Here is a 26,038-nt window from a genome sequence, read left to right on the forward strand (position 1 = left end):
ATGCAGGAGCGCACCCTGTGCGCGATTGCTCTTCGTCAGATGACGGAAAGCATCGCGCACAGGGTGCGCTCCTGCGCGCGAGGTACCTATGACGGTCGTGCTGGTCGATGCCGGCGGCACCAACATCGGCTCGGTGCGTTACGCGCTGCAACGCCTCGGCGTGGATGCGGCGCTGACCTCCGATGCCGCGGCGATCCGCGCCGCCTGCAAGGTGATCCTGCCCGGCGTGGGCGCGGCGGGGCCGGGCATGGCGCGATTGCGCGAGTTGGGCCTGGTCGAGCTGATGCGTTCGCTGACCCAGCCGGTGCTTGGCGTATGCCTCGGCATGCAGCTGCTCTGCACGCATTCGGAAGAGGGCGATACCGAATGCCTCGGCCTGATCCCGGCCACGGTGCGCCGCTTCGCGGAGCAGCCCGGTTTGCGCGTGCCGCACATGGGCTGGAACGGTTTGGCTCCACAACGCGAACATCCCTTGCTGCGCGGCTTGTCCGACGGCGAGCAGGCGTATTTCGTGCACAGCTACGCGGTGCCGACGAACGAGTGGACGCTGGCTTCCACGAACTACGGCGAGCCGTTCTCCGCCGTGGTCGCGCGCGGCAACTTCCACGGCATGCAATTCCACCCCGAGCGATCCGCCGCCGTCGGCGCGAAGCTCCTCAAGAATTTCCTGGAACTATGACGTTCACTGTCATTCCCGCCATCGACTTGCGCGGCGGCTGCGTGGTGCGCCTGAAGCAGGGCGACTATGCGCAGCAGACCACCTATTCGGACGACCCGCGTGCCGTGGCGCAGCGTTACGCCGAAGCCGGCGCGCACTGGTTGCATCTGGTCGATCTAGATGGCGCGCGCTCGGGCAACCTCGACAATCTTGCGGTGATCGAAGCCATCGCCCGCGACGGCATGCAGGTGCAGGCCGGCGGCGGCGTGCGCGAGGAAGCCGACTTGCAGCGCCTGTTCGACGCCGGCGTGACGCGCGTAGTGATGGGCAGCGTGGCGATCCGCGATCCTGGGCGCGTTGCCGGCTGGCTGCAGAAACACGGCGCAGAACGGCTCACCCTGGCGCTCGACACCCGCCGCATCGAGGGACGCTGGACCCTGCCCAGCGCAGGTTGGGTCGAAACGGAAGCGCGCACGCTGGACGAACTGGCGCCATGGTATGCCGCGCACGGCGCGCGCCACCTGCTGTGCACCGACATAGCCCGCGACGGCATGCTGGCGGGCTTCAACCTCGACCTGTATCGCCACCTTGCCGGCAGCGTGCCACAGCTGGCCGTGCAGGCATCCGGCGGCGTGCGCTCGCTGGACGACATCCGCGCGGCGCGCGAGGCCGGCGCGCGCGGCGTGATCCTCGGGCGCGCCCTGCTGGAAGGCCGTTTCACCGTGGCGGAGGCCTTGGCATGTTGAGCCGGCGCATCATCCCCTGCCTCGACGTGCGCGATGGCCAGGTGGTCAAGGGCGTGCGCTTCCGCGACCACGTGGCGATGGGCGGCATCGTGGACCTCGCGCTGCGCTACCGCGACGAAGGCGCCGACGAACTGGTCTTCTACGACATCACCGCCAGTCCGGAAGGGCGCAGCGTGGACCGCGGCTGGGTGGAGAAGGTGGCGCGGGTGATCGACATCCCGTTCTGCGTGGCCGGCGGCATCCGCTCGGTGGACGACGCGCGCGCCGTGCTGCATGCCGGCGCGGACAAGGTGTCGGTGAACTCGCCGGCGCTGGAGCGGCCAGCGCTGGTGGCCGAACTGGCCGCCGCGTTCGGCGTGCAATGCGTGGTGGTGGGCGTGGATTCGCTGCGCGACGCCGACGGCGAATGGCGCGTGCGCCAGTACACCGGCGACCCGTCGAAAACACGCGCCCTGGCGCGTCGCACGCTGGACTGGGTGGCCGAGGCGCAGCGCCTGGGTGCGGGCGAGATCGTGCTCAACTGCATGGGCAGCGATGGCGTGCGGCAGGGCTATGACCTGGAACAACTTGAGGCAACACGCACGTTGTGCCAGGTGCCGTTGATCGCCTCGGGTGGTGCGGGCACGATGGAGCACTTCCGCGACGCCTTCGTCGAAGCCGACGTGGATGGTGCGCTGGCCGCGAGCGTGTTCCATTCCGGTGCAATCGCGATTCCCGAACTCAAGCATTACCTGCAAGGGCAGGGCGTGGCAGTGCGCATTCCCTAGCCTGTCGTTCAAGCGGAAGCTGGAGCCTGGTGCTTTCAGCCCGTCATTCCGGCTTTCGCCGGAATGACGGCAGAACCGAATTTCACCGCAAGTCCCGGCACACGCCGGCCACAGGTATCCCGATGACCGATTCCAACACCGACCTCTCCCGCCTCGACTGGCCCAAGGGCGATGGCCTCCTGCCGGCCATCGTGCAGCACTGGCTGAGCGGCGAAGTGCTGATGCTGGGCTACATGAATGCGGAAGCGCTTGCCGAGACGCAGCGCAGCGGCCACGTCACGTTCTGGAGCCGCAGCAAGCAGCGCCTGTGGACGAAGGGCGAAAGCTCGGGCCACGTGCTGGCGCTGAAATCCATCCGCGTCGATTGCGATGCCGACACCTTGCTGGTGCAGGCCGAACCGCACGGGCCGACCTGCCACAACGGCACGTCCAGTTGCTTCGGCGACGACGTGCGCCCGGCGCTGGGTTTCCTCGCCGAACTGGACGCGTTGGTGGCGCAGCGCCATGAGCAGCGCCCGCAAGGCAGCTACACGACCCGGCTGTTCGAAGGCGGCATCCGCCGCATCGCACAGAAGGTGGGCGAGGAGGGCGTGGAAAGCGCACTCGCTGCGGTGGCACAGGGCGACGAGGAATTGCTGGGCGAGGCGGCGGACCTGCTGTTCCACCTCACCGTGCTGCTGCGTGCGCGCGGGCTGTCGCTGGCCGATGTCGCGGACGTGCTGGCGCGGCGCCACGCCGTGCGTTGATGCAAGCCCTCAGGGTGTCGCGGCCGTGGAAGCGGGCGCCGGCGGTGCCGGCATGAACCGCACGGCGGGCCCCGGCGTGATGCCCTTGCGCCATGCATCCAACTGCGCCTCGATGCCGTCGCCGACGTAGCTCTGCGGTTCCGAAGGCGTGAGCTTGTCGCGCTGCTCCCATTGCGCGATCTCGGTCTTGGCCTGGCCGAAGGCGTCGATGAAGTCGTCGGTGCGGTTCAGCGCGTCGACCAGCCACGCGTGGCCGAAGTAGGTGAGGTCCGACTCGCTGCCGCAGCCGAACGAGCTGCGGTCGGTGCGCGCGGCGGTGAGCACCAGCGTGCCCGCGGTGGACAGCGGCGGGATGAAGCCGCCGGAATAGCAGGCGTTGACCACCACCACCTTCCACTTGAACGGATGCTCCTTGAGGATCTCGGCGAGGTCCTGCGCGCCGATCTGGTCCAGCGGCAGCGGGTCCATGTCCACCAGCAGCTCGTGATCGTCGCTGCCGTGGGTGGTGATGTAGAGCATCAGAATGTCGTCGGGCTGCATCACCCTGGAGAGCCCGGCCAGCGCGGCCTCGAGGTTGTTCCAGCCGGCGATGGGATGCGTGGAGAGCGAGGCCGGGTTGTTCTCCAGCACCAGCGTGTGGGTGCTGGCGCCGAAACGCTGGCGGAACATCCTGGCGGCGTATTCGGCCTCGTTGCGGAACACGTCCTGGCTGCCGTCGCCGGCGAAGGCGACCAGGTAGAGGTTGGGCTTGCCGGGCACGCGCGGGCCCAGCTTCGCCAGCTCGTCCTGCAGCATCTTCGGCTGGGCGTACAGCACCTGCTCGGGCGTGGGGCCCTGCTGCGGCCAGTTGGCGTCGCCTTCGCTGTCCTCGCCGTCATCGGCGGTCGAGCTGGCTGCGGCGACGCTGCCAGCCGTCGTGGCGGCGATGGCAGTGCCGGAGGATGGCGGCATGGCGTGGCCGTGGCCGGGCAGCCACAGCATCAGCAGTGCACCAGCGACGAAAGCGAGCAGGGCGGTGAGGGCGATGCGCATGCGTGGGCTCGGTGATCGTCAGGGGGCGATGGCGTCGAAATCGGCGTAGGCGGGATGGCGCGGCTCGGCCGGCATGGCCTGCGGCGGACGCAGCAGCCAGCCGGTGCGGAAGCCGGCGGCGCGCGCGGCGTCCAGTTCCTCGGCAATGTCGGAGAGGAACAGCAGGTGTTGCGGCTGCTCGCCGATGGCCTCGGCGATCTTCGCGTAGGAAGCCTGTTCGCGCTTGGGGCCGGTCTCGGTGTCGAAGTAGCCGGCGAACAGCGGCGTGAGGTCGCCGGCCTCGCTGTAGCCGAAGAACAGCTTCTGCGCCGGCACCGAACCGGAGGAATACACGTACAGGCGCAGCCCTTGCGCACGCCAGGCGCGCAGCCGTGCCGCCACTTCGGGGTAGAGGTGGGCGCGGTAGTCTCCGGCCTCGTAGCCTTCCTGCCAGATCATGCCCTGCAGCGCCTTCAGTGCGGTGGACTTGCGGTCCTCGTCGATCCAGCGCAGCAGCAGGTCGACCACTTCGTGCCGGCTGGCCTCGATGTAGCCAGCTTCCTTGGCTGCCTCGTGCAGCCAGTGCCGTACTTCCGGGCGATCGGCGTGGGTTTCGACGAAGGCGGGCAGGCGCTTGTGTGCATAGGGAAACAGCACGTCCTTGACGAAGCTGATCGAACTGGTAGTGCCTTCGATGTCGGTGACGATGGCGCGGATTTCGGGCATGGCCATGGGGGCAGGTGACGGGATGGTCAGTTTACCTTGCCTTGGATTCATCCCCTCTCCCTGTGGGAGAGGGTGCCCGCAGGGCGGGAGGGTACGGGCGACGCGTGACTTTCCGGTTCCGCCGGACCTCACCCCAACTCCTCTTCCTCGCTCCTCAAAGCGCGGCCATCCATGGCCGCTCCCCGCGTCCGGCGGGAGTGGGGTTCAGTGCGCGGCGGGGAGCGGCTCCATGCGCGGGAACCTCAGTGCGATGTCGCTGCCGGTGTAGTTCGCCACCCAGCCTTCCTTGTTGGTGAACAGGCGGATCGCCACGAAATACGGCGCCTCGCTCATGTCGAACCAGTGGCGGGTGCCGTCGGGCACGCCGATCAGGTCACCCTGCTCGCACAGCACGTCGTAGACCTTGCCATCGATGTGCAGGGTGAACTGGCCGGCGCCGGCGACGAAGAAGCGCACCTCGTCCTCGCTGTGGGTGTGCTCGCTGAGGAATTTCTGGCGCAACGCGGCACGATCCGGGTGGTCGGATTGAAGGCTGATCACGTCCACCGACCGGTAGCCCTCCTCGCGCATCAACCGGTCGATGTCGCTGCGGTAGGCGGCGATCACCGCGTCCTGGCTGGCGCCGGGGGCGATGGGCTGGTTGGCCGCCCATTGCTCGAAGCGCACGCCGACCTTGCCCAGCTCATGGGTGATGGCCGCATGCCCGGTATGCGTGGACAGCGGCGCCCCGGGGCGGTGTTCGTCGAAGATGCGCAGACGGCTCATGCGGAAAGCCTCCTAAGGTCGAGTTCGCAGCCCAGCAGGAATTCCAGCGCCTCCAGATGGCGGCGCGCCTCGGCCATGTCGCGGCCCCAGGTATAGATGCCGTGGCCATCGATCAGGTAGGCGGCGAGCGGCTTGCCGGCGTCCAGCCAGGCGTCGACGCGCGCCTCCAACTCGGGCATGTGCTGGGTGTTGGGGAACACCGGGATTTCCAGCACGCTTTCGTGCGTGGTGTGGCCGGCGATGGCTTTCTGCAGCTCCCAGCCTTCCAGCCGGACCACGCCATCGCGGGCGAACAGCCGCGAGGCCACGCTCTGCGTGCGCGAATGGGTGTGCAGCACGGCGTTCGCCTCGGGAAAGCGGCGGTAGGCCTGGATGTGCAGTCCGGTTTCCGCGCTGGGGCGGGCGTCGGTGCCCACGGCCTTGCCCTGCATGTCCACCAGCATGATGTCGTCGCGGCCCAGCTTGCCCTTGTCGCGGCCGGAGATGGTGATCGCGGCGTGCCGCGCATCGATGCGCATCGAGAAGTTGCTGCTGGTGGCCGGCGTCCAGCCGGCCAGCGCCAGCTCGCGCGCGGCATCGGCGATCGCGTCGGCGCGTGCGGCGAACAGGTCGGGCGGAATCGGGTCGGGTAGTTGCTGGCTCATGCAAATGGACGTCCAAACGAGTGCGAAACTATACCATGCGCGATGCGGTCGCCCTGCGGCAACGTGCCCGTACCGAATGCGATCCATTCGCGCCTCGGGTGAGGCGGCGGGCGTAACATGCCCGGCGTTTCCACGCATCACACGCGTGTGGATTCCTGGCCCATGACGGAGGTTTCCGATGTCCCATGACGAAAGCAACGAATCGCGTCGCCGTTTCCTGAAGCTGGCTGCCGGCACCACCGCGGCCGTGGTGGCCATGGGTGGCCTGCCGCGCCTTGCGCGTGCCGCCGACCTGCCGCACGTGGACGATTCCGACCCGACCGCCAAGGCGCTGGGTTACGTGGAGGATGCCGGCAAGAGCAGCAACCCCAAGCACAAGGCCGGCGACACCTGCGCCAATTGCCAGTTCTACTCCGGTGGCCCGACCGGCTACGGTCCGTGCGCGCTGTTCCCCGGCAAGGCCGTCAACGCGAAGGGATGGTGCGTGTCGCATTCGCCGAAGGCGAAGTGACCGAACCGTTCGTCCCAGCGGGTTTGCACGAAAGGCCGGCACGCGTTGCCGGCCTTTTCTTTTGTGCGTTCTCTTCCGCGTGTTTCGCGCACGGCCTCGCCGCGAACGGCGGTGCGGGTGCGCGTGGCGAGATGCGGGGATTGCGGCGGGAAAAGTGCTGCCCGGCGCGTCAGGCTTGAGGAGCTACCCACCTGACGCGCCGGGCGGCGATCCGGGGCCCACTGCCAAGTGATCAACCCTCGGACTTGGGATCATACCCCCGGCCGGGGTCAATGGGCTGTGGATAGTCGAGACTCTTTCGGAAATATTCCGTTAAGTCATTCAAGGAAAAGGATTTGTTTTTGGTTTTCAGGGGCGAATCAGGCATCGCTCCGCATCGATGCCTGATTTGCGATCTTCTGTGCGTTTTGCTGAATATGGGCGATATTCGGTGTGATTTGGCGGCTTTTGGCTCAAATGCCGCTTGTGGCGCGGCGCAGTTTGCTGTGCCGGTAGCCGTAGCCGAAGTAGATCGCCAGGCCGATTGCGGTCCAGCTGATCATCAGCAGCCAGTTGAACCAGGACATGAAGCTCAGCAGCGCCAGGCAGCTCAGCACGCCGGCGGGGCAGATCACCCATGCCCACGGCACGCGGAAGCCGCGATGCAGTTGCGGCGCGGTGTAGCGCAGGATCAGCACGCCCGCGCACACCGCGACGAAGGCGATCAGCGTGCCCATCGAGGTGAGGTCGGCCAGCAGGTCGAGCGGGAACACCGCGGCGAGGATCGCGATGCCGACGCCGGTGATCACCGTGTTGATGTGCGGCGTGCGGTGGCGCGGATGGATGCGCTCGAGCACCGGCGGCAGCAGGCCGTCGCGCGCCATGATCATGAAGATGCGCGGCTGCGCGATGATCATCACCAGGATCACCGAGGAGAGGCCGATCAGGGCGCCGATCTCCACGATCCAGCGCAGCCATCCCAGCTGCGGGATGTTCTTGATGGCGGTGACCACCGGTTCGGGCGTGTCCAGCTTGGTGTAGGAAATCAGGCCGGTCAGCACGGCCGCCATCGCCAGGTAGAGCACCGTGCAGATCACCAGCGACACCAGCGTGCCGAATGGCAGGTCGCGCTGCGGGTTCTTGCACTCCTGCGCGGCGGTGGAGGTGGCCTCGAAGCCGATGTAGGCGAAGAACACCATCGCCGCGCCGCGCATGATGCCCGACCAGCCGTACTTGCCGGGCGCCTCGTTGGCGGGAATGAAGGGGTGCCAGTTGGCCGGGTCGATGTAGCGATAGCCGGCCACCACCACGATGATGATCAGGCCCACCTTCAGCGCCACCATCAGCACGTTGAGCCCGGACGACTCCTTGATGCCGACGTAGCACAGCGCCGTCAGCGCCATCACGATGGCTACCGCGGGCAGGTTCATCAGGTGGCCGGTCGCCACCAGGTGGCCATCGGTGAAGGCCAGCGGCGCGTCGGTCAGCGCCACCGGCAGGTGGATGCCGATGTTGTCGAGCAGGCTGGTGAAGTAGCCGGTCCAGCTGGCCGCGACGGCGGACGCGGAGATGCCGTACTCCAGCACCATGTTCCAGCCGATGAACCAGGCCATCAGCTCGCCCAGCGTGGCGTAGGCGTATGAGTAGGAGCTGCCCGAGATCGGGATCAGCGTGGCGAACTCGGCATAGCACAGCGCGGTGAAGCCGCTGCAGATCGCCGCGAGGACGAAGGAGATCAGTACCGCCGGGCCGGCATGCTCGGCCGCCGCCTGGCCGGTGACCACGAAGATGCCGGTGCCGATGACCGCGCCGATGCCCAGCGCGGTGATGCCCCAGGGACCGAGCGTGCGCCGCAGCGCGATGCCGTGCGAGTCGTCAGCGCCGGAAAAATCGGTCTTGCGGGCGAGCAGTTGCTTGAACATGAGGCTTCCGGAAATGAGACCGGCACGACGGGGTCGTGCCGGTGACGTGACGAACGATGTGCGCGTGAATCAGTCCGCTTCGACGCCGCGGGCCAGGTGGCTCTTGCGGTAGCCGTACAGGTAGTACACCACCAGGCCGAGCGCACCCCACACGAAGAAGGTGATCTTGGCTTCGTTCGACAGGTTGAGGAACAGCAGCAGGCAGCCGATCACCGCCAGCGGGCAGACCAGCCACGGCATCGGGGTGCGGAACGGGCGCGGGCGGTCGGGCTGGGTGCGGCGCAGGATCAGCACGCCGATGGCCACCATGATGAAGGCGAACAGCGTGCCCGAGTTGGTGATGTCGGCGAGGATGCCCACCGGGAACAGCGCGCCGAACAGCGAGACGAAGGTGCCGGTGATCAGGGTGATCACGTGCGGCGTGTGGAAGCGCGGATGGATCTTGGCCAGCGAGTGCGGCAACAGGCCGTCGCGCGACATGGTGAAGAAGATGCGGGTCTGGCCGTAGGTCATCGTCAGGATCACCGATGGCAGCGCGATGCCGGCGGCGAAGGCGATGAACGCGGCGACGGTGTTGTGGTTGAGCAGGCGCACCACGTGGGCCAGCGCCTCCTTGCTGCAGACCAGCGCCTGCGAACCGTCGCAGGCCGCGGCAAACGCCGGCGTGCCCGGCTCGAGCGCCAGGCCGTTCGGCCCCAGCATGGGCTGCGCGCCCACCGAGCCCACGGCGGCGTAGCTCACCAGCAGGTAGTAGATGGTGCATACGCCCAGCGAGGCGATCAGGGCGATCGGGATGTTGCGGTTCGGGTTCTTGGTTTCCTCGGCCGCCGTGGAGATGGCGTCGAAGCCGATGTAGGCGAACACGATGGAAGCCGCCGCGCCCAGCACGCCGATACCGCCCATCGGGCTGCCCCAGCCGTTCGGCACGAAGGGCGTGAAGTTCTGGTCCTTCACCGCCGGCAGCGCGACGAAGATGAAGGCGGTGAGGGCGGCGATCTTGATCAGCACCAGCACGGTGTTGACCTTGGCGGACTTCGAGGTGCCGATCACCAGCAGGCCGGTGATCGCCAGGCCGATCAGGCAGGCCAGCAGGTTGAAGCTGCCGCCGTCCATCGGGCCCGCCTGCAGGAAGTGCGGCAAACCGAATCCGGCGTGCGCGAGCAGGCCGTTGACGTAGCCGGCCCAGCCCACGCAGACCGTGCTGGCGGCGATGGTGTATTCCAGCACCAGCGCCCAGCCCACGATCCAGGCGACGCCCTCGCCGAGCACGCCATACGTATAGGTATAGGCCGAACCGGCCACCGGCACCATGGCGGCGAGTTCCGCATAGGCCAGCGCGGCGAACGCGCAGACCACCGCGGCGATCACGAACGCGATCATCATGCCGGGGCCGGCCTTCTGCCCCGCCTCGGCGGTGAGCACGAAGATGCCGGTGCCGATGATCGCGCCGATGCCGAGCATGGTGAGCTGGAAGGCGCCGAGCTGGCGGGTGAGGCTCTTCTTCTCCGCCGTGGCGATGATCTGGTCGATCGGCTTGATGCGCTTGAACAGCATGCGTTGCTCCCCGGAAAACTGCGGCGTCACGCTCGAACGGATACGCGACGATAAAGAGGCGCGACGAGCCGACGGACATCCAACCATAGCCGAGCGGTTGGAGGGGGACAAGACGCGATGCAGCTAGAATGCGCTTTGTTTTTCCTGCCTCTGCCACAAGTCATGCCACTCCATTTTCCGCGTATCGCTGCCGCTCTGGACGACTATCTCGCGCGTCATCCCGAGGAGGGCGAGGCCGTCGCCGATTTCGAGGTGTTCCTCGCTTCCCACAAGGCGGTATTCGAACGCGGCCACGCCGCCGGCCACTTCACCGGATCCGCCTGGCTGACGAGTGCGGATGGCGAACGCGTACTGCTCACCCATCACGCCAAGCTGCGGCGCTGGCTGCAGCTCGGCGGTCATGCCGACGGCGACAGCGAGCTGGCGCGCGTGGCGTTGCGCGAGGCGGAGGAAGAATCCGGCCTGGACGAGCTGACGGTGGAGCGGGAGATCTTCGACATCGACCGCCATCGCATCCCGGCGCGCGCCGGCGAGCCGGAGCATTGGCATTACGACGTGCGCTACGTGGTGCGCGCCACCGGCAGCGAGGATTTCGTGGTCAATGCGGAGTCGCTGGCGCTGGCGTGGAAGCCGGTGCGCGAGATCGCGCGCGATCCGCAGGCCGACGACTCGCTGCGGCGCATGGCAGGCAAGTGGCTGGGCCGCTCGCCGTAGGCGCACCCTGTGCGCGATTGCCGCGTGCTTCGATCGAGGCGTCGGAGCAAGCAATCGCGCACAGGGTGCGCCTACCCGTAGCGCTCGGGCGCCGGGTTGAGGTGTCCGCAGTCCTGGCAGGTGCGCGCCTCGCGCGAGCGGTAGAAGCGCTCGAACACGGGCGGAAAATCGTGCTCGATGCTGTCGAGGATGAAGTACTCCTCGTACAGCTTGTGGTTGCAGCGCTGGCAGAACCACAGCAGGCCGTCCTTCTCGTGCGGCAGGCGGCGGCGCTCGATCACCAGTCCGACGGAGTCGGCCATGCGCTGCGGCGAATGCGGCACGCGCGGCGGCAGGTAGAAGACCTCGCCCGCGCGGATCGGGATGTCGCGCGCCACGCCCTCGTCCTGCACCTTCAGCACCATCTCGCCTTCGAGCTGGTAGAAGAACTCCGGACCCTCGTCATGGTGGTAGTCGGTGCGCGCGTTGGGGCCACCCACGATCATGACGATGAAGTCGCCGTCCACGATGCACTTGTTGCCCACCGGCGGCTTGAGCAGGTGGCGGTGCGCATCTATCCAGCGCTGCAGGTCGAAGGGAGGCGTGAGGGCCATGCGTCATGTACACCGGGTGGGAGTGGCTACCTTAGCGCCCGTGGCCATGGCGGGAAAGCGGATGGCCGCATTGCCTCAGGCGACGGGTTTCACTGCCCGCAACTCCCACAGCAGGTAGGCCCTGGGGGGCTTGCGTGTGGATGGATCGGGCTTGCCGCGCAGCCAGCGTGAAAGGCGGCGGACTTGCCGGGCAAACTGCTTGAGTGGTGGGCGCGACCTGCGATGGCGGGAATTTTCAGGCGAACCGGGAATCGCGCTGTACGCGTCCTCGACATGCACCCAGTCTATGCGCAGTGCTTCGAAGCGGCCGTTGAAGCCGTACATGCGTGCCAAGGGCCGTACGCCGCAGAAATATTCGTGCGTGCGCTCGGTGATGATGTTGACGTGCGTGGGGTCGGTGAATGCCTCTGCATGCGGCCAGGCCGGTGTCAGCGCGTAGAAGCGGCCGTCGGGCGCGAGCACGCGCCATATCTCATCCATCAGCCGCACGAACGGAAAGAACGTACTCCGGCCATCCGCTGTGGCCAGCAGGCGCGGCACATGCTCGATGAAATCGTAGGCCGAGACCGAGCCGAAGCTGTCGTCGGGATGGGGAATGGGGTCCAGTGACAGATTGGCTATGCGGTAATCGAAGTCGAGTCCGCTCAGCGGGCGGATGTCCACGCCGCACAGCTCGGCGCGGCCGTAGGGATTGCGCGGAAACTTGCCGCAACCGAGGTCGAGATGGCGGCTCTCTGCGGTCATCGGGGTCAGACTTCCAGGGTGGCCAGGTCGCCTTTTTCCTCCAGCCACGCCTTGCGGTCGCTGGCGCGCTTCTTGGCGAGAAGCAGATCCATCAGCTTCGCGGTGCCGTCGTCGCCCTCCACGGTGAGCTGGACGAGGCGGCGGGTGTCGGGATGGATGGTGGATTCGCGCAGCTGCGGCGGGTTCATCTCGCCCAGGCCCTTGAAGCGGGTGACGCTGACCGCGCCCTTCATCTTCTCGCGCTCGATCTTCTGCAGCATCGCCTGCTTCTCGTTCTCGTCGAGGCAGTAGAACACCTGCTTGCCCACGTCCACGCGGAACAGCGGCGGCATCGCCACGAACACGTGGCCCTCGCTGACCAGGTGCGGGAAGTGCCTGAGGAACAGCGCGCTGAGCAGGGTGGCGATGTGCAGGCCGTCGGAGTCGGCGTCGGCGAGTATCACGATCTTGCCGTAGCGCAGGCCGGCCAGGTCGTCCTTGCCGGGGTCGCAGCCGATCGCCACGGCGAGGTTGTGCACTTCCTCGGAAGCCAGCACCGAGGTCGATTCCACTTCCCAGGTGTTGAGGATCTTGCCGCGCAGCGGCAGGATCGCCTGGAACTCCTTGTCGCGTGCCTGCTTGGCGCTGCCGCCGGCGGAGTCGCCTTCGACCAGGAACAGCTCGGTGCGCGAGAGGTCGGTGGAGGTGCAGTCGGCCAGCTTGCCGGGCAGGGCGGGGCCCTGCACGATCTTCTTGCGCACCACCTGCTTGGCGGCCTTGAGCCGCGCGCTGGCGCGCTCGATGGCGAGCTGGGCGATGCGCTCGCCGGTGTCCACGTTCTGGTTCAGCCACAGGCTGAAGGCATCGTGGATCACGTTCTCGACCATGCCGGCGGCTTGGCGCGAGGACAGACGCTCCTTGGTCTGGCCGGCGAACTGCGGGTCGAGCAGCTTGGCGCTGAGCACGAAGGCCAGCCGCTCCCAGACGTCCTCAGGCGCCAGCTTCACGCCGCGTGGCAGCAGGTTGCGGATGTCGCAGAACTCGCGGATCGCGTTGGTGAGGCCGGAGCGCAGGCCGTTGACGTGGGTGCCGCCCTGCGCGGTGGGGATCAGGTTGACGTAGCTCTCCTGCACCAGCTCGCCTTCCGGCAGCCAGGCCAGCGCCACGTCCATGCCCTCGGTGTCGCGCGCGACGTGGTGCACGAAGAGATCCGCCGGCAGCAGCTCGCTGCCGCCCAGCTCGCCGCGCAGGTAGTCGCGCAGGCCGTCCTCGTAGAACCATTCGCTGGTTTCGCCGCTGGCCTCGTCGGTGAGCTTCACCGAGAGGCCGGCGCACAGTACGGCCTTGGCGCGCAGCAGGTGCTTGAGCCTGGACAGCGAGATGCGCGGGGAGTCGAAGTACTTCGGGTCGGGCCAGAAGTGCACGGTGGTGCCGGTCTTCTTCTTCGGCACCGTGCCGACGATCTCCAGCTCGCTGACGCGGTCGCCGCTCTCGAAGGCCATGCGGTATTCGTTGCCGTCGCGGCGGATGGTCACTTCCACGCGCAGCGACAGCGCGTTCACCACCGACACGCCCACTCCATGTAGGCCGCCGGAGAAGTTGTAGTTCTTGCCGCTGAACTTGCCGCCCGCGTGCAGGCGGGTGAGGATCAGCTCGACGCCCGGGATGCCTTCCTCGGGATGGATGTCCACCGGCATGCCGCGGCCGTCGTCGGTGACTTCCACCGAACCGTCCGCGTGCAGCACCACCTCGATGGTTTTCGCGTGTCCGGCCAGCGCCTCGTCCACCGAGTTGTCGATCACCTCCTGCGCCATGTGGTTGGGGCGGGTGGTGTCGGTGTACATGCCCGGACGGCGCTTGACCGGGTCCAGGCCGGAGAGGACTTCAATGTCGGCGGCGTTGTAGCGACTGCTCATGCGTGGGGGATTCTGGCGAAACGAGGCGGGCAGGATGCGGGCGGCGCCGTGCGCGGTCAAGCGAGCAGGAGGATCAGGCGCCGTGGCTGGCGACCACGTGGCGCCTGCGCGAGTATCGCCGCAGCAGCAGGTCCAGCCGGTTCGCCAGTTCCCACAGCATGGCGCCGGCGAGCATGAGCACGAGGCAGGCCCCCGGTGGCCACCACAGGCCGGCAAGGCGCAGCAGCAACGCGCTGAGCAGCAGGCCGGCGAGCACGGACACGCCAGCGACGCGCCACGCACGCTGCAGGCCGGGCAGGCCGTACAGGACCAGCGGCAACATCAGCAGCCCCATGCCAAGCAGGCATTGCCCGGCAAGGTTCAACGGCAGGATGGCGAGGCCACGGTGCAGCGATTCCAGCAGGTTGGCCTGGTATTCCACGCCGGGCATGACGCCATCCGGCGTGTCGATGGTGTCGCGCATGCCGTCGGCGGTGGCGCCGACCAGTACCAGCTTCCCTTTCAGCAGGGAGGGCGGCACCTGGCCATTCAGCACGTCGACGTACGACACCCTGCCGAAGCTGCCGTCCGGGCCAGCGTAATGCAGCAGTACCAGGTTGTCGCGCTCCCACAGGTAAGGCGAGCGCGGACTGCTGCCGTTGTCGCGCAGGCCGGGCAGCGGCGAGGCCGCGGCCGGCTGGTCGATCCGCAGCAGCGCCAGCCCCAGCGCGGGCCAGTATGGATTGCCTAGGCCGGCCATGAGGTAGGACTCGCGCGCCACCTGGTCCTCGTCCATCGGCACGTCGACCTGCCCCAGCGCGGCCGCGGCCTCCGCCACCGCGGGTATCGGCTCGATCTCCTGCGACATGCCGCCGAGTTCCCCTGCCTCGGCGAACATCGGCAGCACTACGCGGCCATTGCGTGCGACGGCGGCGGCGAGTGCCGCGTCGTTCTGCGGATGCGCGGCATCCGGTTCGGATACGGTCACGTCCATGCCGATGCCGCGCACGCCCTCGGCGCCGAGGCGGTCGAGCAGCCGCGCATGCACGGCGCGTGGCCACGGCCAGCGGCCCAGCGCGGCAAGGCTCTGCAGGTCGATCGCCACGATCACCACGCCGTCCCCCGGAGCGTACGACCAGTGGCGCATGTGCCAGTCGTACAGCGCATGGTCCAGCCGGGTGGTGCGGCCGCTGGCGAGCAACAGCACGAGCAGGGCTGCACCCATTGCCCACACCACGCCGCGCACCAGCCATGCAAACGGATCGAGGTAGCGCGTGGCTGCCTGGCGGTCCGTGGTAGCGGCTGCGCGCATGCGGTCAGCCTTCCGTCTCGCGCATCACAGCAGCAGCCAGAGCACCGCCGCACCGCCGCCGGCCAGCGCGACGCGGCAGGCGATGCAGGGCAGCTTCACCTTCTGCGTCGGGCTCCACGGGCCGGCGTAGCCGTCGGTGTCGATGGTCTGTACGCGCAGGAACCAGGTGCCATGGGCCGGCTTGGGAACCTGCAGCGATGGCTGCGCCACCGTTTCGTCCAGCGTGGTGTGGGCGAAGCCGATGTCGCGGGACATCTGCACGCGGTAATGCTGGCCGGGCAGGCCGGCCTGCCAGCCGAAGTCCATGTCCTTGCCGGAATGCCTGGGTGCGCCCATCGCCGGTGCCGGCGGTTCGGCCACCAGGTCGAACGGCATCGGGTCGCTGTATGGCCCCAGCTTGCCGTTGCGGTCGCGGCTGGCGATGCGCCACCAGTAGCGGCCGTAGGGCAGTTCACTGGGGGCGCGCACGTCGTCGCCGGTGAGCGTGGATTGTTCGCCCAGCACCTGGTGGAAATCCGCGTCGCCGGCCAGTTGCCAGGCGTAGGAGGCCGCCTCGGTGCTTTCGGCCCAGTGGAAGCGCGGGCGCGTGCCGTGCACCTTGCCGCCCGGTTGCGGCTCCAGCACCAGCGGGGGCTGCGGGTGGGCGCTGACCGTGATGCTGCACACGGCATCCAGGCCTTCCAGTTGCTGCGCGTCGATGCCGTGCACCCGTATCGCGTAACGACCGTCGGGCAGGTCGGGCAGGTTGACGGCCGGCGAGCCGGCCACGCGATCCATCAGCAGGGCCTCGAAGCGCTCGTCGGGCGCGACCTGGACGCGATAATGCCCGGCGCCGGGCAGCGCGCTCCACCTGAGCGCATAGGCGACGCGGGTGACCGGTTGCCGCGGGCAATCCAGCGCCGGAGCCGCCAGCAGCGCCTGCGGCCGCCCGGGCCCCTGACCGGACACCAGCACGCCCTTGCCGGTGCCGGCCAGCACATGCCGCCGGTTGCCGCCGACGTCCACGCTGCCGCCCAGCACCTCGGTCTGGGACCGCGTGCCGCCATCGGTCGCCACGCGGAAATGCGTGCCGCGCACGCTGGAGATCGAGTCCGGCGTCTGCACGCTGAAGTGCGCCACGCCGTCGACGTGGGTCACGTCGTTGACCAGCCGGCCGTGCTGCAGGCGCAGGCGGGTATCGGCCATGCCGGTGCGGCCGTAGGCACTCAGCCGGTCCAGATCCAGTTCGCTGCCGGCCTGCATCAGCACGCGCGATCCGTCGGCGAACTGCAGGGTGAGGCTGGCGCCGGCGTCGGTGGTGAGGCGCGCGCCCATGCCGAGCTCCATGCCGGCGCTGGCGCTTACCGCCTGCCCCTGGGCATCCTGCTGCACGTGGGCGTTGCCGCTCACCGAGACCACGGTGGCCTTGGCCGGCTGCACGCGCAACCACGCGACGGGAACGCGCAGCCGCATGCCGGGCGGCAGGTGGTAAGGATCGGCGACGTGGTTGTAGTCGCGCAGCTGCTGCCACGACACGCCGGGCTTGAGGTAGCGCAGCGAGAGGTCCCAGATGCTGTCGGTGGGGCGCACGCTGTAGGTCCAGTCGGCGGCTCGTGCACACGGCACCAGGCAGGCGGCCAGCACGGCGGATGCGGCCAGCATACGGATCGGTGTCCCGAACCCGGTCAGACGCTTCATGAATATTCCTTGCCCGGGCGTCCCCTTCGTCCGGGTATGAAGAGCAGACCGGCCCGCACTCTCCGATGGCGAGGCCGTACTGCGACAAGGTGCATTCTGCGAGATGGCGCGTGGAATTTCCACGGCGGATGCCGGGCTGGAGCCCGGGTCGTCTACAGCCGTTCCAGCAACTGGTGCAATTCGCCAAGGTACGGTGGAAGGTCGGCCAGCACCGCGGTTTCGCCGCTGCGCAGGCGCTCCATACGACGGCGGCCGTGCTCCAGCAGCGGATCGTCGGTGACCAGCGGCAGCACGCCGAGGATGCGATGCAGCCGTTGTGCGGCCGTTTCGGTGTCGCCCCGGCCGACCGCCGCTGACAGTTCGTCCAGGTCGGTGCGGGTGGTGGTGACCAGCAGCGGCAGCAATTGCCGCCGCCACGCCCCGGCATCGTCGGGGGGCATAGCGGGGGCGGCACTGCTGGCGGCGTCGCCGGCGTGGTCGAGCCATTGTCCGAGCTTGTGCTCCAGTGGCTGCAGCTGCAGCGGTTTGCTGAGACAGTCGTCCATGCCCGCTTCGCGGCAACGCGCCAGTTCGCCGGCGAGTGCGTTGGCGGTGGTCGCGATGATGGGAAGGCGCAAGGGCGTGGCGCTTTCGCGTTCGTGACGACGCCATGCGGCGGCCAGTTCATAGCCGCTCATCTGCGGCATGTTGCAGTCGGTGAGCAGCAGGGCGTAGCCGCCGCGTTGCAGGGCGGCCAGCGCATCGCGGCCGTTGTCGACCAGTTCGCAGGGCCAGCCGAGCTGTTCCAGTTGGCGCTGCATCAGCTGCCGGCTCACCGGGTGGTCCTCGGCGACAAGGATGCGTTGCGTGCGCCGTCGCTGCATATCCGCGGTCCTGCCCGTCGCCGGCGTTGCCGCCGGTGTGGATGCCGTCGCGCGGCGCGGTGCCAGCGCCAGCGTGCATGCGCGCAGCAGCGCCTGCCATCGCAACGGGTTGGCGCCCAGCAGGATGCGTTCGTCGGCGGCGAGGGCCGGCGCGGGATCGTCGTGGAGGGTAAGCGCCACCACGCGGGCGGGAATGGCCTGGCCGCTGTCATGGTCGTCCTCGTCCAGGAACAGCAGGTCGGCAGCCATGCCGTCGCGCAAGGGAAGGGCCGGCTCGACGCGCTCGACGGTCAGACCCAGCGCGGCGAGATGCTCCGCCAGGGTGGCTGCGGGTGCCGCTTCGCGCAGGCGCACGACCGCATGCCGCGATGCGATGGCGGGCGGCCGCTCGGGTTCGCGGCGCGCTATCGGCAGGCGCAGCTGCAAGGCGACGGTGGTGCCTTCGCCCGGCCGGCTGCCGAGCGTGATCTCGCCGTCCATCAGCTGTACCAGATGGCGGCAGATCGCCAGACCAAGCCCGGTGCCGCCATAGCGGCGCGACGTCCAGTCCTCGGCCTGGTTGAACGGGGTGAACAGTGCCGCCTGCTTCTCTTCGGGGATGCCGATGCCGGTGTCGCTGACGCTGATGCGTAGTCGCTGGGTGTCGTCGTCCTCGCCGAGGACGCGCCAGGCCACCGCGATGCGCCCGTGCTCGGTGAACTTCGCCGCATTGCCCAGCAGGTTCAGCAGGATCTGCCGGATGCGCACGCCGTCGCCCAGCAGCAGCCCTGCGGTGGTGGCATCGACTGTCACGTCGACGCGCAGCCCCTTGCGCCGCATCGCGGGAGCCATCATGCCCACCACGTTGTCCAGCAGGATGCGTGGGTCGAACGGCTCGCGGTCCAGCCGCAGGCTGCCGGCCTCCAGCTTGGAAAAATCCAGCACGTCGTTGAGGATCTGCAGCAGCACGCCTGCCGAGTCTTCCACCGCATGCAGCAGTTCGCCCTGCGCGGCGTCGAGCGGTGTCTGCCCCAGCAGTTCGAGCATGCCGATCACGCCGTTCATCGGCGTGCGGATCTCGTGGCTCATGGTGGCGAGGAAGTCCGCCCTGGCCTTCGCTGCGCGCTCCGCCGCGTCGCGCGCCGCGCGCAGCGCTTCGCTGTGCGCGCGGGTGCGCGAGGTGTCGAACAGGCAGCCGATCCACTGCGCGCCGCCGCCCGCCAATGCCTGTGGCGCGAGCGAAATGTGCAGCCAGCGCATGCCTTCCGGCGCGTGCATGCGGAAGTCCGTGGCGCGTGCCTGCGGTTCCCGGCCCGTCTGCTGTGGCAGCTCCAGCAGTTGCGACAACGAGGGCAGATCGCCGGGATGGACGTGCTCGCGGAACGCTGGCGCCAGCAGGGGGTTTTCGCCGGGCGGCAGCGTGGCCTGCAGGCCGGCCACGGTGGACAGGTCGCCCACCAGCGGGACGAATCCCGGCACGTCGCCCGGTGTCGTGCGCAACATGAAGACCGCCAGCGATACCTGCGAGGAAACGCCACGCAGGTCCTGCTCGACGGCGAGGTAGTGGCGTGCACGGTGCAGTTTCCGGCGCTGTTCGCGGATGTGCCACAGCAGCGCCAGCGCCAGCAAGGCCATCAGCGCCAGCAAGGCGGCCAGCAGCAGGGTCGGCGCCTGCCAGGGGCCGGAAGCCGCATGCAGCCAATCGGGTGTGGCGGCGTTGGTGCTCATGTGCTGGCGGTCCGCGACCTGCAGGTGGCCGGCGTCCGGAACCAGGGGGATACCGGCTGGCGGCTTCCCGGATGTGCCCTGCGCGTGGCGGCGTGCGTGGCTGGCTTCTGCATGGGGCATAGCCTTGCAGGCGGGGCGGGGCGGCGACAAGCGCCCCGTTCAGGCGACCGGCTGGCGCTCGTCGCGCCGGGACGGGTATGTTTGGCTCGACGACGGCATGGATACGGCCGCGCGGAGGGAGTAGCCAGCAACATGCGCATCGTGATCTGCGACGACCACCCGGTGGTGGTCATGGGCGTCAAGGCCATCCTGCAGGAAAATGGCTTCCAGGTGGTGGGCGAGGCGCATGGCGGCCAGCAGTTGCTGGATCTGCTCGAGACCCTGTCGTGCGATCTGGTGGTCACCGATTTCTCGATGCCCAGCGACAGCCACCGGGATGATGGCCTGCCCATGCTGCGCCGGCTGCGCGAAGCCTGGCCCGAGCTGCCCGTCATCGTGCTCACGATGATCAACAACACGGCGTTGCTGCACGGCATGCTGAAGCTGGGCGTGCGCGGCGTCGTGGACAAGACTGGCATGACGACCGAGCTGCTGCGCGCTATCCGCGCCGTTTCCGCAGGGCGCAGTTTCGTCAGCGCCGGCACCCATGGTGTGAACGTCCAGGTGCCGGAGGTCGTCGACGGTTCCACGGCAATGGCGGCGCTCTCCGTGCGCGAGGCGGAGGTGGCACGCCTGTATGCCCGTGGCCTCAGCGTCACCCAGATCGCCGGGGCGGTGCAGCGCAGCGTGAAGACGGTCAGCAAGCAGAAGAACGATGCCATGCGCAAGCTGGGGCTGGAGAGCAATCGCGAGCTGTACGACTTCGCCCGCGCCAACGGGCTGCTTTCCTGAGACGTGGTGCATTCCGCCGTTTTCCGGCCATTGCCGGCGGCTGCAATTTAAGAATCGTCTGATTCAAATGGCGCCTGTGTCGACCACAGAATCCCCGGCATGAAGCGGGGTGCGCATCGTTGCGCGGCAAGTTGCTTGCCGCGGTCCATTGCGGGACTTCCCTTCACCGATCCCCGCATGCCAACGGATTGGCATGTGTCGACCCCTGTGTCGGCGGCAGGTAACCCCTATCCCCTGGGGAGTTGCTTGTCGGGTTCTGATTCTGCCGCGTGCCTGAGGCCGGGATAGGGAGGCGGCCGGAAACGCACACAGTCGCCACTGTGGTTTCGGAGGTCAGGGTGGCCGGCAGGGGCATCATGGTCGAAGGGGTTGGGGAGCGTGGGCATGAGGTTCATTTCCGGAAGGTCAGTGATGCTCGCCCTCGTTACGCTGGTCGCGCTCGCTGGTTGCGCCGTCAACGAGGGCAGGCACGCCGCCAGGGGCGGCGAGGGCACGAACGCACTGGTGCGGCCGCCGATTGCCGCCGCCCTGATGCAACCTCCCGCGATGCACCCGCCGGCTATCCATCCCCCGGCGACGGAGCAGCGCTACAGCCTGTCCGCCGATGCCTTGTTCCCGTTCGACAAGTCGTCGATCGACGACATCGCACCGCAGGGGCGCACCCAGCTGGACGAGCTGGCGCAGCAGATCGAGGCGAATGGCCGCAGGCCGGGCATGGTGCATGTCATCGGCTATTCCGACCGCCTGGGCAGCGCGGATCACAACGACGACCTGTCGCGCCATCGCGCCTATGCGGTGATGGGCTACCTGATGTGGCGCGGCGTACCGTCCAGCGCGATCGTGGCCGAGGGGCGCGGCGCCGTGGTGTCGATGGCCACCGACTGCGACGACGCGGGCAATCGCACCGCGCTGATTGCCTGCCTGGCGCCGGATCGGCGCGTCGAGGTGATCGTGGTCAGGCGGTGAACTTGCCTCGCCTGATGCATCGCGTGATCCAGCCGGTCGACGTCTGGCACTGCAGCAGCCTCACAGTGGGGTGCAATGCCACTCCAGCCACGCCAGGTCGGCACCTTCCAGCAATGACGCCAGCGCCGCGCGCACGGTGGCATGGTAATCGTCCAGCCAGGCCCGTTCCTCGGGGCCGAGCAGGCTGGGCTCCAGCGCGCGGCGGTCGAACGGGCACAGCGTGAGCGTCTCGAAGGCGTAGTAGTCGCCGAACTCGGTGTGTTCGGCTTCGGTCACCACGGCGAGGTTTTCGTGGCGGATGCCGTGGCGGCCAGGCTTGTACAGGCCCGGCTCGATGGACGAGATCATGCCCGGCTCCAGCGCCACCAGCGCGCCGCCCGGAACAGGCGGCCGGATGGATTGCGGGCCTTCGTGCACGTTGAGGAAGTAGCCCACGCCGTGGCCGGTGCCATGGCCGTAGTCGCAGCCGGCTGCCCACAGCGGCGCGCGCGCCAGCGCATCGAGCTGCGGGCCGCTGGCACCCTTCGGGAAGCGCGCGCGGGACAGCGCGATCATGCCCTTCAGCACCAGCGTCGCGTCGCGGCGCTGCTCGGCCGTGGTTTCGCCCAGCGCGAGCACGCGGGTGATGTCGGTGGTGCCGCCGAGGTACTGGCCGCCGGAGTCGATCAGCAGCAGACCCCTGGCATGCAGGGCGCTGTGCGATGCCTGCGTGGCGCGGTAATGCGGCAGCGCGCCGTTGGCCTGGTAGCCGGCGATGGTGGCGAAGCTTTCGCCGATGAACTCCGGCTGCGCGGCGCGGGCGGCATGCACGAGTCGGTGCACGTCGAGTTCGGTGAGCGGCTTGCCCTGCGCGAGCTGGTGCTCGATCTCGCGGAACGCGCCGGCCAGCGCCGCGCCGTCGCGGCGCATCACCTCACGCACGTGGTCCAGTTCGGCCGGCGTCTTCAGCGCCTTGAACGTCGTGCTGGGGTTGGCGGCCTCGATGCGCCGGGCGGCGGCGGGGATCGCATTGCTGGTCGTGCAGACCACGCGGCTGGCGTCGAACAGCAGCGTATCGGCCTTGCCCAGTTCGGCCAGCGCGCCGGTGATGCCGTCGTAGGCCGCGATGGCGATGCCGTCGGCGGCGAGCTGCGCCACCAGTGCGTCGTCGAACTTGCCGCGTTCGGCGAACAGCGTGGCCTTGCCCTCGGCCGCCACCAGCAGGTGGGCGAGGAACACCGGGTTGCACTCCACGTCGCTGCCGCGCAGGTTGGTGAGCCAGGCGATGTCGTCGAGGCTGGAGAGCAGGTGGTGCGTGGCGCCCTGCTTGCGCATGGCGCTGCGCAGGCGTGCGAGCTTGTCCGCGCGCGTGGTGCAGGCCCAGGCGATGGGGTGCTCGACGATGCGCGCATGCGGCAGGGCAGGACGGTCGTTCCAGATCGCGCCGGGCAGGTCGAGGTCGGTGCGCACGCGCACGCCATGCTCGGCCAGCCTGCCTTCCATCGCGCGCAGTCCGGCCAGCGACACGCTGTCGCCGGCTACGGCGAACGTGTCGCCTTGGTGCAGGTGCGAAGCCAGCCAGTCGAGGTGTTCGGCCGTGTGCGCCAAGCGCAGCTTCATCAAGGTGACGCCCGTGCCAGCCAACTGCTGCTCGGCCTGCGAGAAGTAGCGCGAGTCGGTCCACAGGCCCGCGTGCTCGCGCGTGACGATCAGCGTGCCGGCCGAGCCGTCGAAGCCGGACAACCAGGCGCGCGCCTGCCAGCGTGCGGGCAGGTATTCGGACAGGTGGGGGTCGGCGCTGGGGACGATCACGGCGGCGACGCCGTGCTGCTGCATGGCCGCGCGCAGCGCGGCGATCCGGGCGGGGATGGGTGTGTTCATGCGCGGCACTTTAACAGGCACGGTCGCGCGGCCCGCCAAATCGCACCAGGGATGAATCCGGTGGCCCGGATATCTCGCAGCGAAGGCCGTCTGCCGCTAGAATGCGTATTTCCAGCACGGCTGCATCCCATGACCCCCCTGATTTTCGTCACCGGCGGTGTGGTGTCCTCGCTAGGCAAGGGCATCGCCGCGGCGTCGCTGGCCTCCATCCTGGAAGCGCGTGGCCTCTCGGTCACCATGATGAAGCTCGATCCCTACATCAATGTGGATCCGGGCACCATGAGCCCGTTCCAGCATGGCGAGGTCTATGTCACCGACGACGGCGCCGAGACCGACCTCGACCTCGGCCACTACGAGCGCTTCGTCCATACCCGGCTCACCGGCAAGAACTCGATCACCACCGGCAAGATCTACGAGAGCGTGATCCGCAAGGAGCGTCGCGGCGACTACCTGGGCGCCACCGTGCAGGTGATCCCGCACATCACCGACGAGATCAAGCACTGCATCCACGAGGCCACCCGCGGCTACGACGTGGCGCTGGTGGAGATCGGCGGCACGGTGGGCGACATCGAATCGCTGCCGTTCCTCGAGGCGATCCGCCAGTTGCGCAGCGAACACGGCCCGGAGAAGTGCCTGTTCATGCACCTCACCCTGGTGCCGTACATCAAGGCCGCCGGCGAGATCAAGACCAAGCCCACCCAGCACTCGGTGAAGGAGCTGCGCTCGATCGGCATCCAGCCGGACATCCTGCTGTGCCGCAGCGAGCAGCCCCTGCCTGAAGGCGAGCGCCGCAAGATCGCCCTGTTCACCAACGTGCCCGAGAACGCCGTGATCAGCGCGGTGGACGTGGACGTGATCTACAAGACCCCGCTGTGGCTGCACCAGCAGGGCCTGGACGAGATCGTGGTGAAGCGGCTGGGCCTCGACGCCAAGCCGGCCGACCTTTCCGGCTGGCAGCGCACGGTGGATGCCGTGGTGCACCCGAAGGACGAGGTCACCGTGGCCATCGTCGGCAAGTACGTGGAGCACAAGGACGCCTACAAGTCGTTGGGCGAGGCACTGCGCCATGGCGGCATCAAGCAGCAGACCCGCGTGAACCTGCAGTGGATCGACTCCGAGCAGGTCGAGGCCGAGGGGGCCGCCAAGGTGCTCGGCGGCATGGACGCGATCCTGGTACCGGGCGGCTTCGGCAAGCGCGGCTTCGAGGGCAAGATCATGGCTGCCAGGTACGCACGCGAGCACGGCGTGCCGTATTTCGGCATCTGCTACGGCATGCATGCGGCGGTGGTCGATTTTGCCCGCCACGTGGCCGGGCTGGCCGACGCCGACTCCAGCGAGAACGATCGCAACACGCCGAACCCGGTGATCGCCCTGATCACCGAGTGGACCACGGCTGCCGGCGAAGTCGAGCAGCGCAGCGAGCGCTCGGACCTCGGCGGCACCATGCGCCTCGGTGCGCAGGAATGCCGCCTCAAGGCCGGCACGCTGGCGCGCGAGATGTACGGCCAGGACGTGGTGCGCGAGCGCCATCGCCATCGCTACGAATTCAACAACCGCTACCGCCAGTCGTTCGAGGACCTGGGCCTGGTGATCTCCGGCAAGTCGATGGACGACCTGCTGGTGGAGATCGTCGAGCTGCCGCGGCAGGAGCACCCGTGGTTCCTCGGTTGCCAGGCGCATCCGGAATTCACCTCCACGCCGCGCGACGGCCACCCGCTGTTCATCGGCTTCGTGCACGCCGCACGCGAGTTCAAGGCCGTGCGTGACGGGCAGAAGCTGGCGCAGGGAGCCGTGGCATGAAGTTGTGCGGATTCGAAGTCGGCCTCGACAAGCCGCTGTTCCTGATCGCCGGCCCCTGCGTGGTCGAGTCCGAGCAGTTGCAGCTGGACACCGCCGGCACGCTCAAGGAAATCACCGCCAGGCTCGGCATCAACTTCATCTTCAAGTCCAGCTTCGACAAGGCCAACCGCTCCTCCGGCACCAGCTTCCGCGGCCCGGGCATGGAGGAAGGACTGCGCATCCTTGGCGAAGTGAAGCGACAGATCGGTGTGCCGGTGCTCACCGACGTGCACGAATACACCCCGTTCGGCGAAGTCGCCGCGGTGGTGGACGTGCTGCAGACGCCCGCCTTCCTGTGCCGGCAGACCGACTTCATCCAGAGCGTGGCCCGCGCCGGCAAGCCGGTGAACATCAAGAAGGGCCAGTTCCTGGCTCCGTGGGACATGAAGAACGTGGTCGACAAGGCCAAGGCCGCCGGCAACGACGCGATCATGGTCTGCGAGCGCGGCGCCAGCTTCGGCTACAACAACCTCGTTTCCGACATGCGCAGCCTCAGCGCGATGCGTGAGACCGGCTGCCCGGTGGTGTTCGACGCCACCCACTCGGTGCAGTTGCCGGGCGGGCAGGGCACCAGCTCCGGCGGCCAGCGCGAATTCGTGCCGGTGCTGGCGCGCGCCGCGGTGGCCGCGGGCGTGGCCGGGCTGTTCACCGAGACGCATCCCGATCCTTCCAGGGCGCTCAGCGACGGTCCCAACGCATGGCCGCTGGGCAAGATGGAAGCGCTGCTGGAAACCCTGCTGGAACTGGATGCCGTGACCAAGCGCCACGGCTTCCTCGAACAGGACCTGTAGGGTCGCACCCTGTGCGCGAATGCTTTGATGGTCGATCCGGAACAAAAGCATTCGCGCACAGGGTGCGCTTGTGTCTGCCCAAATCCGTAAAGTGGAAGCGGAGAGCGATGTGCGGCACGCCGAAGGCGCGCAGTGTTGGAAGCACGAGTAGGAGCCCGAGCGGCCGCACATCGACCTC

General features: G+C 68.3%; 23 protein-coding genes. 10 read left to right on the forward strand and 13 right to left on the reverse strand.

What is annotated here, in order from left to right; genetic code table 11:
- The first annotated feature begins 88 nt into the window (after positions 1-88).
- The 4 genes from hisH to hisIE all read left to right on the forward strand — a co-directional run bounded on the left by hisH (position 89) and on the right by hisIE (position 2,917).
- Positions 89-679 (forward strand): imidazole glycerol phosphate synthase subunit HisH, encoded by a 591-nt coding sequence (gene hisH, locus IHE47_RS02390; protein WP_192103849.1) that lies wholly within the window; start codon positions 89-91, stop codon positions 677-679.
- A complete protein-coding gene (gene hisA, locus IHE47_RS02395) occupies positions 676-1,404 on the forward strand; it encodes a 1-(5-phosphoribosyl)-5-[(5-phosphoribosylamino)methylideneamino]imidazole-4-carboxamide isomerase (protein ID WP_192103851.1) in 729 nt (242 codons plus the stop codon). Before hisH ends, hisA begins: the two co-directional genes overlap by 4 nt.
- A complete protein-coding gene (gene hisF, locus IHE47_RS02400; RefSeq protein ID WP_192103853.1) occupies positions 1,398-2,171 on the forward strand; it encodes an imidazole glycerol phosphate synthase subunit HisF in 774 nt (257 codons plus the stop codon). Before hisA ends, hisF begins: the two co-directional genes overlap by 7 nt.
- A 122-nt stretch (positions 2,172-2,293) precedes the next feature.
- The gene (gene hisIE / locus IHE47_RS02405; RefSeq protein ID WP_192103855.1) at positions 2,294-2,917 is read left to right on the forward strand and encodes a bifunctional phosphoribosyl-AMP cyclohydrolase/phosphoribosyl-ATP diphosphatase HisIE; all 624 of its coding nucleotides are present in this window, start codon (positions 2,294-2,296) and stop codon (positions 2,915-2,917) included.
- Between the two features lie 9 nt (positions 2,918-2,926).
- On the opposite strand, the gene IHE47_RS02410 is transcribed toward hisIE, so the two are convergent.
- The 4 genes from IHE47_RS02410 to IHE47_RS02425 form a co-directional block, all read right to left on the reverse strand.
- Positions 2,927-3,949: a C13 family peptidase gene (locus tag IHE47_RS02410; protein ID WP_192103857.1), complete on the reverse strand. Its 1,023-nt coding sequence runs from the start codon at positions 3,947-3,949 to the stop codon at positions 2,927-2,929.
- A gap of 18 nt (positions 3,950-3,967) precedes the next feature.
- A complete protein-coding gene (gene mtnC, locus IHE47_RS02415; RefSeq protein WP_192103903.1) occupies positions 3,968-4,654 on the reverse strand; it encodes an acireductone synthase in 687 nt (228 codons plus the stop codon).
- A 204-nt stretch (positions 4,655-4,858) separates the two neighbouring features.
- Positions 4,859-5,419 (reverse strand): acireductone dioxygenase, encoded by a 561-nt coding sequence (locus IHE47_RS02420; RefSeq protein ID WP_192103859.1) that lies wholly within the window; start codon positions 5,417-5,419, stop codon positions 4,859-4,861.
- Positions 5,416-6,063 carry a methylthioribulose 1-phosphate dehydratase gene (locus IHE47_RS02425; RefSeq protein WP_192103861.1) on the reverse strand — a complete coding sequence of 216 codons (648 nt, stop codon included), beginning with the start codon at positions 6,061-6,063 and terminating at the stop codon, positions 5,416-5,418. The genes IHE47_RS02420 and IHE47_RS02425 overlap by 4 nt, the downstream gene beginning before the upstream one ends.
- Positions 6,064-6,241: 178 nt before the next feature.
- Between IHE47_RS02425 and IHE47_RS02430 the strand changes: the two genes are divergently transcribed.
- A complete protein-coding gene (locus IHE47_RS02430; RefSeq protein ID WP_192103862.1) occupies positions 6,242-6,574 on the forward strand; it encodes a high-potential iron-sulfur protein in 333 nt (110 codons plus the stop codon).
- Between the two features lie 452 nt (positions 6,575-7,026).
- On the opposite strand, the gene IHE47_RS02435 is transcribed toward IHE47_RS02430, so the two are convergent.
- Positions 7,027-8,475, reverse strand: a complete 1,449-nt coding sequence (locus tag IHE47_RS02435; RefSeq protein ID WP_192103864.1) for an amino acid permease — start codon at positions 8,473-8,475, stop codon at positions 7,027-7,029.
- Between the two features lie 69 nt (positions 8,476-8,544).
- On the reverse strand, positions 8,545-10,029 hold the full coding sequence (locus IHE47_RS02440) for an amino acid permease (protein WP_192103865.1): 1,485 nt from the start codon (positions 10,027-10,029) through the stop codon (positions 8,545-8,547).
- A gap of 162 nt (positions 10,030-10,191) precedes the next feature.
- Here IHE47_RS02440 and IHE47_RS02445 point away from each other — a divergent pair, with 162 nt between their 5' ends.
- The gene (locus tag IHE47_RS02445) at positions 10,192-10,743 is read left to right on the forward strand and encodes an NUDIX hydrolase (protein WP_192103867.1); all 552 of its coding nucleotides are present in this window, start codon (positions 10,192-10,194) and stop codon (positions 10,741-10,743) included.
- A gap of 71 nt (positions 10,744-10,814) precedes the next feature.
- On the opposite strand, the gene IHE47_RS02450 is transcribed toward IHE47_RS02445, so the two are convergent.
- From IHE47_RS02450 to IHE47_RS02475, 6 genes are all read right to left on the reverse strand, one after another.
- The gene (locus IHE47_RS02450; protein ID WP_192103869.1) at positions 10,815-11,336 is read right to left on the reverse strand and encodes a 3-hydroxyanthranilate 3,4-dioxygenase; all 522 of its coding nucleotides are present in this window, start codon (positions 11,334-11,336) and stop codon (positions 10,815-10,817) included.
- A gap of 75 nt (positions 11,337-11,411) precedes the next feature.
- Positions 11,412-12,080 carry a methyltransferase domain-containing protein gene (locus IHE47_RS02455; protein ID WP_192103871.1) on the reverse strand — a complete coding sequence of 223 codons (669 nt, stop codon included), beginning with the start codon at positions 12,078-12,080 and terminating at the stop codon, positions 11,412-11,414.
- 5 nt (positions 12,081-12,085) lie between these two features.
- Complete coding sequence (parE, locus tag IHE47_RS02460) at positions 12,086-13,975, reverse strand: DNA topoisomerase IV subunit B (protein ID WP_192103873.1); 1,890 nt, start codon at positions 13,973-13,975, stop codon at positions 12,086-12,088.
- Positions 13,976-14,048: 73 nt separating this feature from the next.
- Complete coding sequence (locus tag IHE47_RS02465; protein ID WP_225561567.1) at positions 14,049-15,266, reverse strand: CHASE2 domain-containing protein; 1,218 nt, start codon at positions 15,264-15,266, stop codon at positions 14,049-14,051.
- Between the two features lie 24 nt (positions 15,267-15,290).
- Complete coding sequence (locus tag IHE47_RS02470; RefSeq protein ID WP_192103875.1) at positions 15,291-16,943, reverse strand: FecR domain-containing protein; 1,653 nt, start codon at positions 16,941-16,943, stop codon at positions 15,291-15,293.
- A 152-nt stretch (positions 16,944-17,095) separates the two neighbouring features.
- Complete coding sequence (locus IHE47_RS02475) at positions 17,096-19,513, reverse strand: ATP-binding protein (RefSeq protein ID WP_192103877.1); 2,418 nt, start codon at positions 19,511-19,513, stop codon at positions 17,096-17,098.
- A 252-nt stretch (positions 19,514-19,765) separates the two neighbouring features.
- Between IHE47_RS02475 and IHE47_RS02480 the strand changes: the two genes are divergently transcribed.
- The gene (locus tag IHE47_RS02480) at positions 19,766-20,404 is read left to right on the forward strand and encodes a response regulator transcription factor (protein ID WP_192103879.1); all 639 of its coding nucleotides are present in this window, start codon (positions 19,766-19,768) and stop codon (positions 20,402-20,404) included.
- A gap of 411 nt (positions 20,405-20,815) precedes the next feature.
- Complete coding sequence (locus tag IHE47_RS02485; protein ID WP_192103880.1) at positions 20,816-21,370, forward strand: OmpA family protein; 555 nt, start codon at positions 20,816-20,818, stop codon at positions 21,368-21,370.
- 60 nt (positions 21,371-21,430) lie between these two features.
- On the opposite strand, the gene IHE47_RS02490 is transcribed toward IHE47_RS02485, so the two are convergent.
- Positions 21,431-23,230, reverse strand: coding sequence for an aminopeptidase P family protein (locus tag IHE47_RS02490; protein WP_192103881.1), 1,800 nt, complete (start codon positions 23,228-23,230; stop codon positions 21,431-21,433).
- Between the two features lie 129 nt (positions 23,231-23,359).
- Here IHE47_RS02490 and IHE47_RS02495 point away from each other — a divergent pair, with 129 nt between their 5' ends.
- Both IHE47_RS02495 and kdsA read left to right on the forward strand, forming a co-directional pair.
- Positions 23,360-25,030, forward strand: coding sequence for a CTP synthase (locus IHE47_RS02495; protein WP_192103882.1), 1,671 nt, complete (start codon positions 23,360-23,362; stop codon positions 25,028-25,030).
- Positions 25,027-25,860, forward strand: coding sequence for a 3-deoxy-8-phosphooctulonate synthase (gene kdsA, locus IHE47_RS02500; protein ID WP_192103884.1), 834 nt, complete (start codon positions 25,027-25,029; stop codon positions 25,858-25,860). Before IHE47_RS02495 ends, kdsA begins: the two co-directional genes overlap by 4 nt.
- The last annotated feature ends 178 nt before the right edge of the window (positions 25,861-26,038 follow it).

The organism is Rhodanobacter sp. DHB23, from assembly GCF_014842975.1.
Lineage (GTDB): Bacteria > Pseudomonadota > Gammaproteobacteria > Xanthomonadales > Rhodanobacteraceae > Rhodanobacter_A.

What these genes read in the sequence shown, in the direction of transcription:
- IHE47_RS02495 (WP_192103882.1), top strand. Translation starts at nt 23,360, where the DNA reads ATGACCCCCCTGATTTTCGTCACCGGCGGTGTGGTGTCCTCGCTAGGC.
- IHE47_RS02430 (WP_192103862.1), top strand. Translation starts at nt 6,242, where the DNA reads ATGTCCCATGACGAAAGCAACGAATCGCGTCGCCGTTTCCTGAAGCTG.
- IHE47_RS02440 (WP_192103865.1), bottom strand. Translation starts at nt 10,029, where the DNA reads ATGCTGTTCAAGCGCATCAAGCCGATCGACCAGATCATCGCCACGGCG.
- IHE47_RS02435 (WP_192103864.1), bottom strand. Translation starts at nt 8,475, where the DNA reads ATGTTCAAGCAACTGCTCGCCCGCAAGACCGATTTTTCCGGCGCTGAC.
- parE (WP_192103873.1), bottom strand. Translation starts at nt 13,975, where the DNA reads ATGAGCAGTCGCTACAACGCCGCCGACATTGAAGTCCTCTCCGGCCTG.
- IHE47_RS02450 (WP_192103869.1), bottom strand. Translation starts at nt 11,336, where the DNA reads ATGGCCCTCACGCCTCCCTTCGACCTGCAGCGCTGGATAGATGCGCAC.
- IHE47_RS02410 (WP_192103857.1), bottom strand. Translation starts at nt 3,949, where the DNA reads ATGCGCATCGCCCTCACCGCCCTGCTCGCTTTCGTCGCTGGTGCACTG.
- IHE47_RS02425 (WP_192103861.1), bottom strand. Translation starts at nt 6,063, where the DNA reads ATGAGCCAGCAACTACCCGACCCGATTCCGCCCGACCTGTTCGCCGCA.
- IHE47_RS02455 (WP_192103871.1), bottom strand. Translation starts at nt 12,080, where the DNA reads ATGACCGCAGAGAGCCGCCATCTCGACCTCGGTTGCGGCAAGTTTCCG.
- hisIE (WP_192103855.1), top strand. Translation starts at nt 2,294, where the DNA reads ATGACCGATTCCAACACCGACCTCTCCCGCCTCGACTGGCCCAAGGGC.
- IHE47_RS02465 (WP_225561567.1), bottom strand. Translation starts at nt 15,266, where the DNA reads ATGCGCGCAGCCGCTACCACGGACCGCCAGGCAGCCACGCGCTACCTC.
- hisH (WP_192103849.1), top strand. Translation starts at nt 89, where the DNA reads ATGACGGTCGTGCTGGTCGATGCCGGCGGCACCAACATCGGCTCGGTG.
- IHE47_RS02420 (WP_192103859.1), bottom strand. Translation starts at nt 5,419, where the DNA reads ATGAGCCGTCTGCGCATCTTCGACGAACACCGCCCCGGGGCGCCGCTG.
- IHE47_RS02490 (WP_192103881.1), bottom strand. Translation starts at nt 23,230, where the DNA reads ATGAACACACCCATCCCCGCCCGGATCGCCGCGCTGCGCGCGGCCATG.
- kdsA (WP_192103884.1), top strand. Translation starts at nt 25,027, where the DNA reads ATGAAGTTGTGCGGATTCGAAGTCGGCCTCGACAAGCCGCTGTTCCTG.
- hisA (WP_192103851.1), top strand. Translation starts at nt 676, where the DNA reads ATGACGTTCACTGTCATTCCCGCCATCGACTTGCGCGGCGGCTGCGTG.
- IHE47_RS02470 (WP_192103875.1), bottom strand. Translation starts at nt 16,943, where the DNA reads ATGAAGCGTCTGACCGGGTTCGGGACACCGATCCGTATGCTGGCCGCA.
- IHE47_RS02485 (WP_192103880.1), top strand. Translation starts at nt 20,816, where the DNA reads ATGCTCGCCCTCGTTACGCTGGTCGCGCTCGCTGGTTGCGCCGTCAAC.
- IHE47_RS02445 (WP_192103867.1), top strand. Translation starts at nt 10,192, where the DNA reads ATGCCACTCCATTTTCCGCGTATCGCTGCCGCTCTGGACGACTATCTC.
- hisF (WP_192103853.1), top strand. Translation starts at nt 1,398, where the DNA reads ATGTTGAGCCGGCGCATCATCCCCTGCCTCGACGTGCGCGATGGCCAG.
- IHE47_RS02475 (WP_192103877.1), bottom strand. Translation starts at nt 19,513, where the DNA reads ATGAGCACCAACGCCGCCACACCCGATTGGCTGCATGCGGCTTCCGGC.
- mtnC (WP_192103903.1), bottom strand. Translation starts at nt 4,654, where the DNA reads ATGCCCGAAATCCGCGCCATCGTCACCGACATCGAAGGCACTACCAGT.
- IHE47_RS02480 (WP_192103879.1), top strand. Translation starts at nt 19,766, where the DNA reads ATGCGCATCGTGATCTGCGACGACCACCCGGTGGTGGTCATGGGCGTC.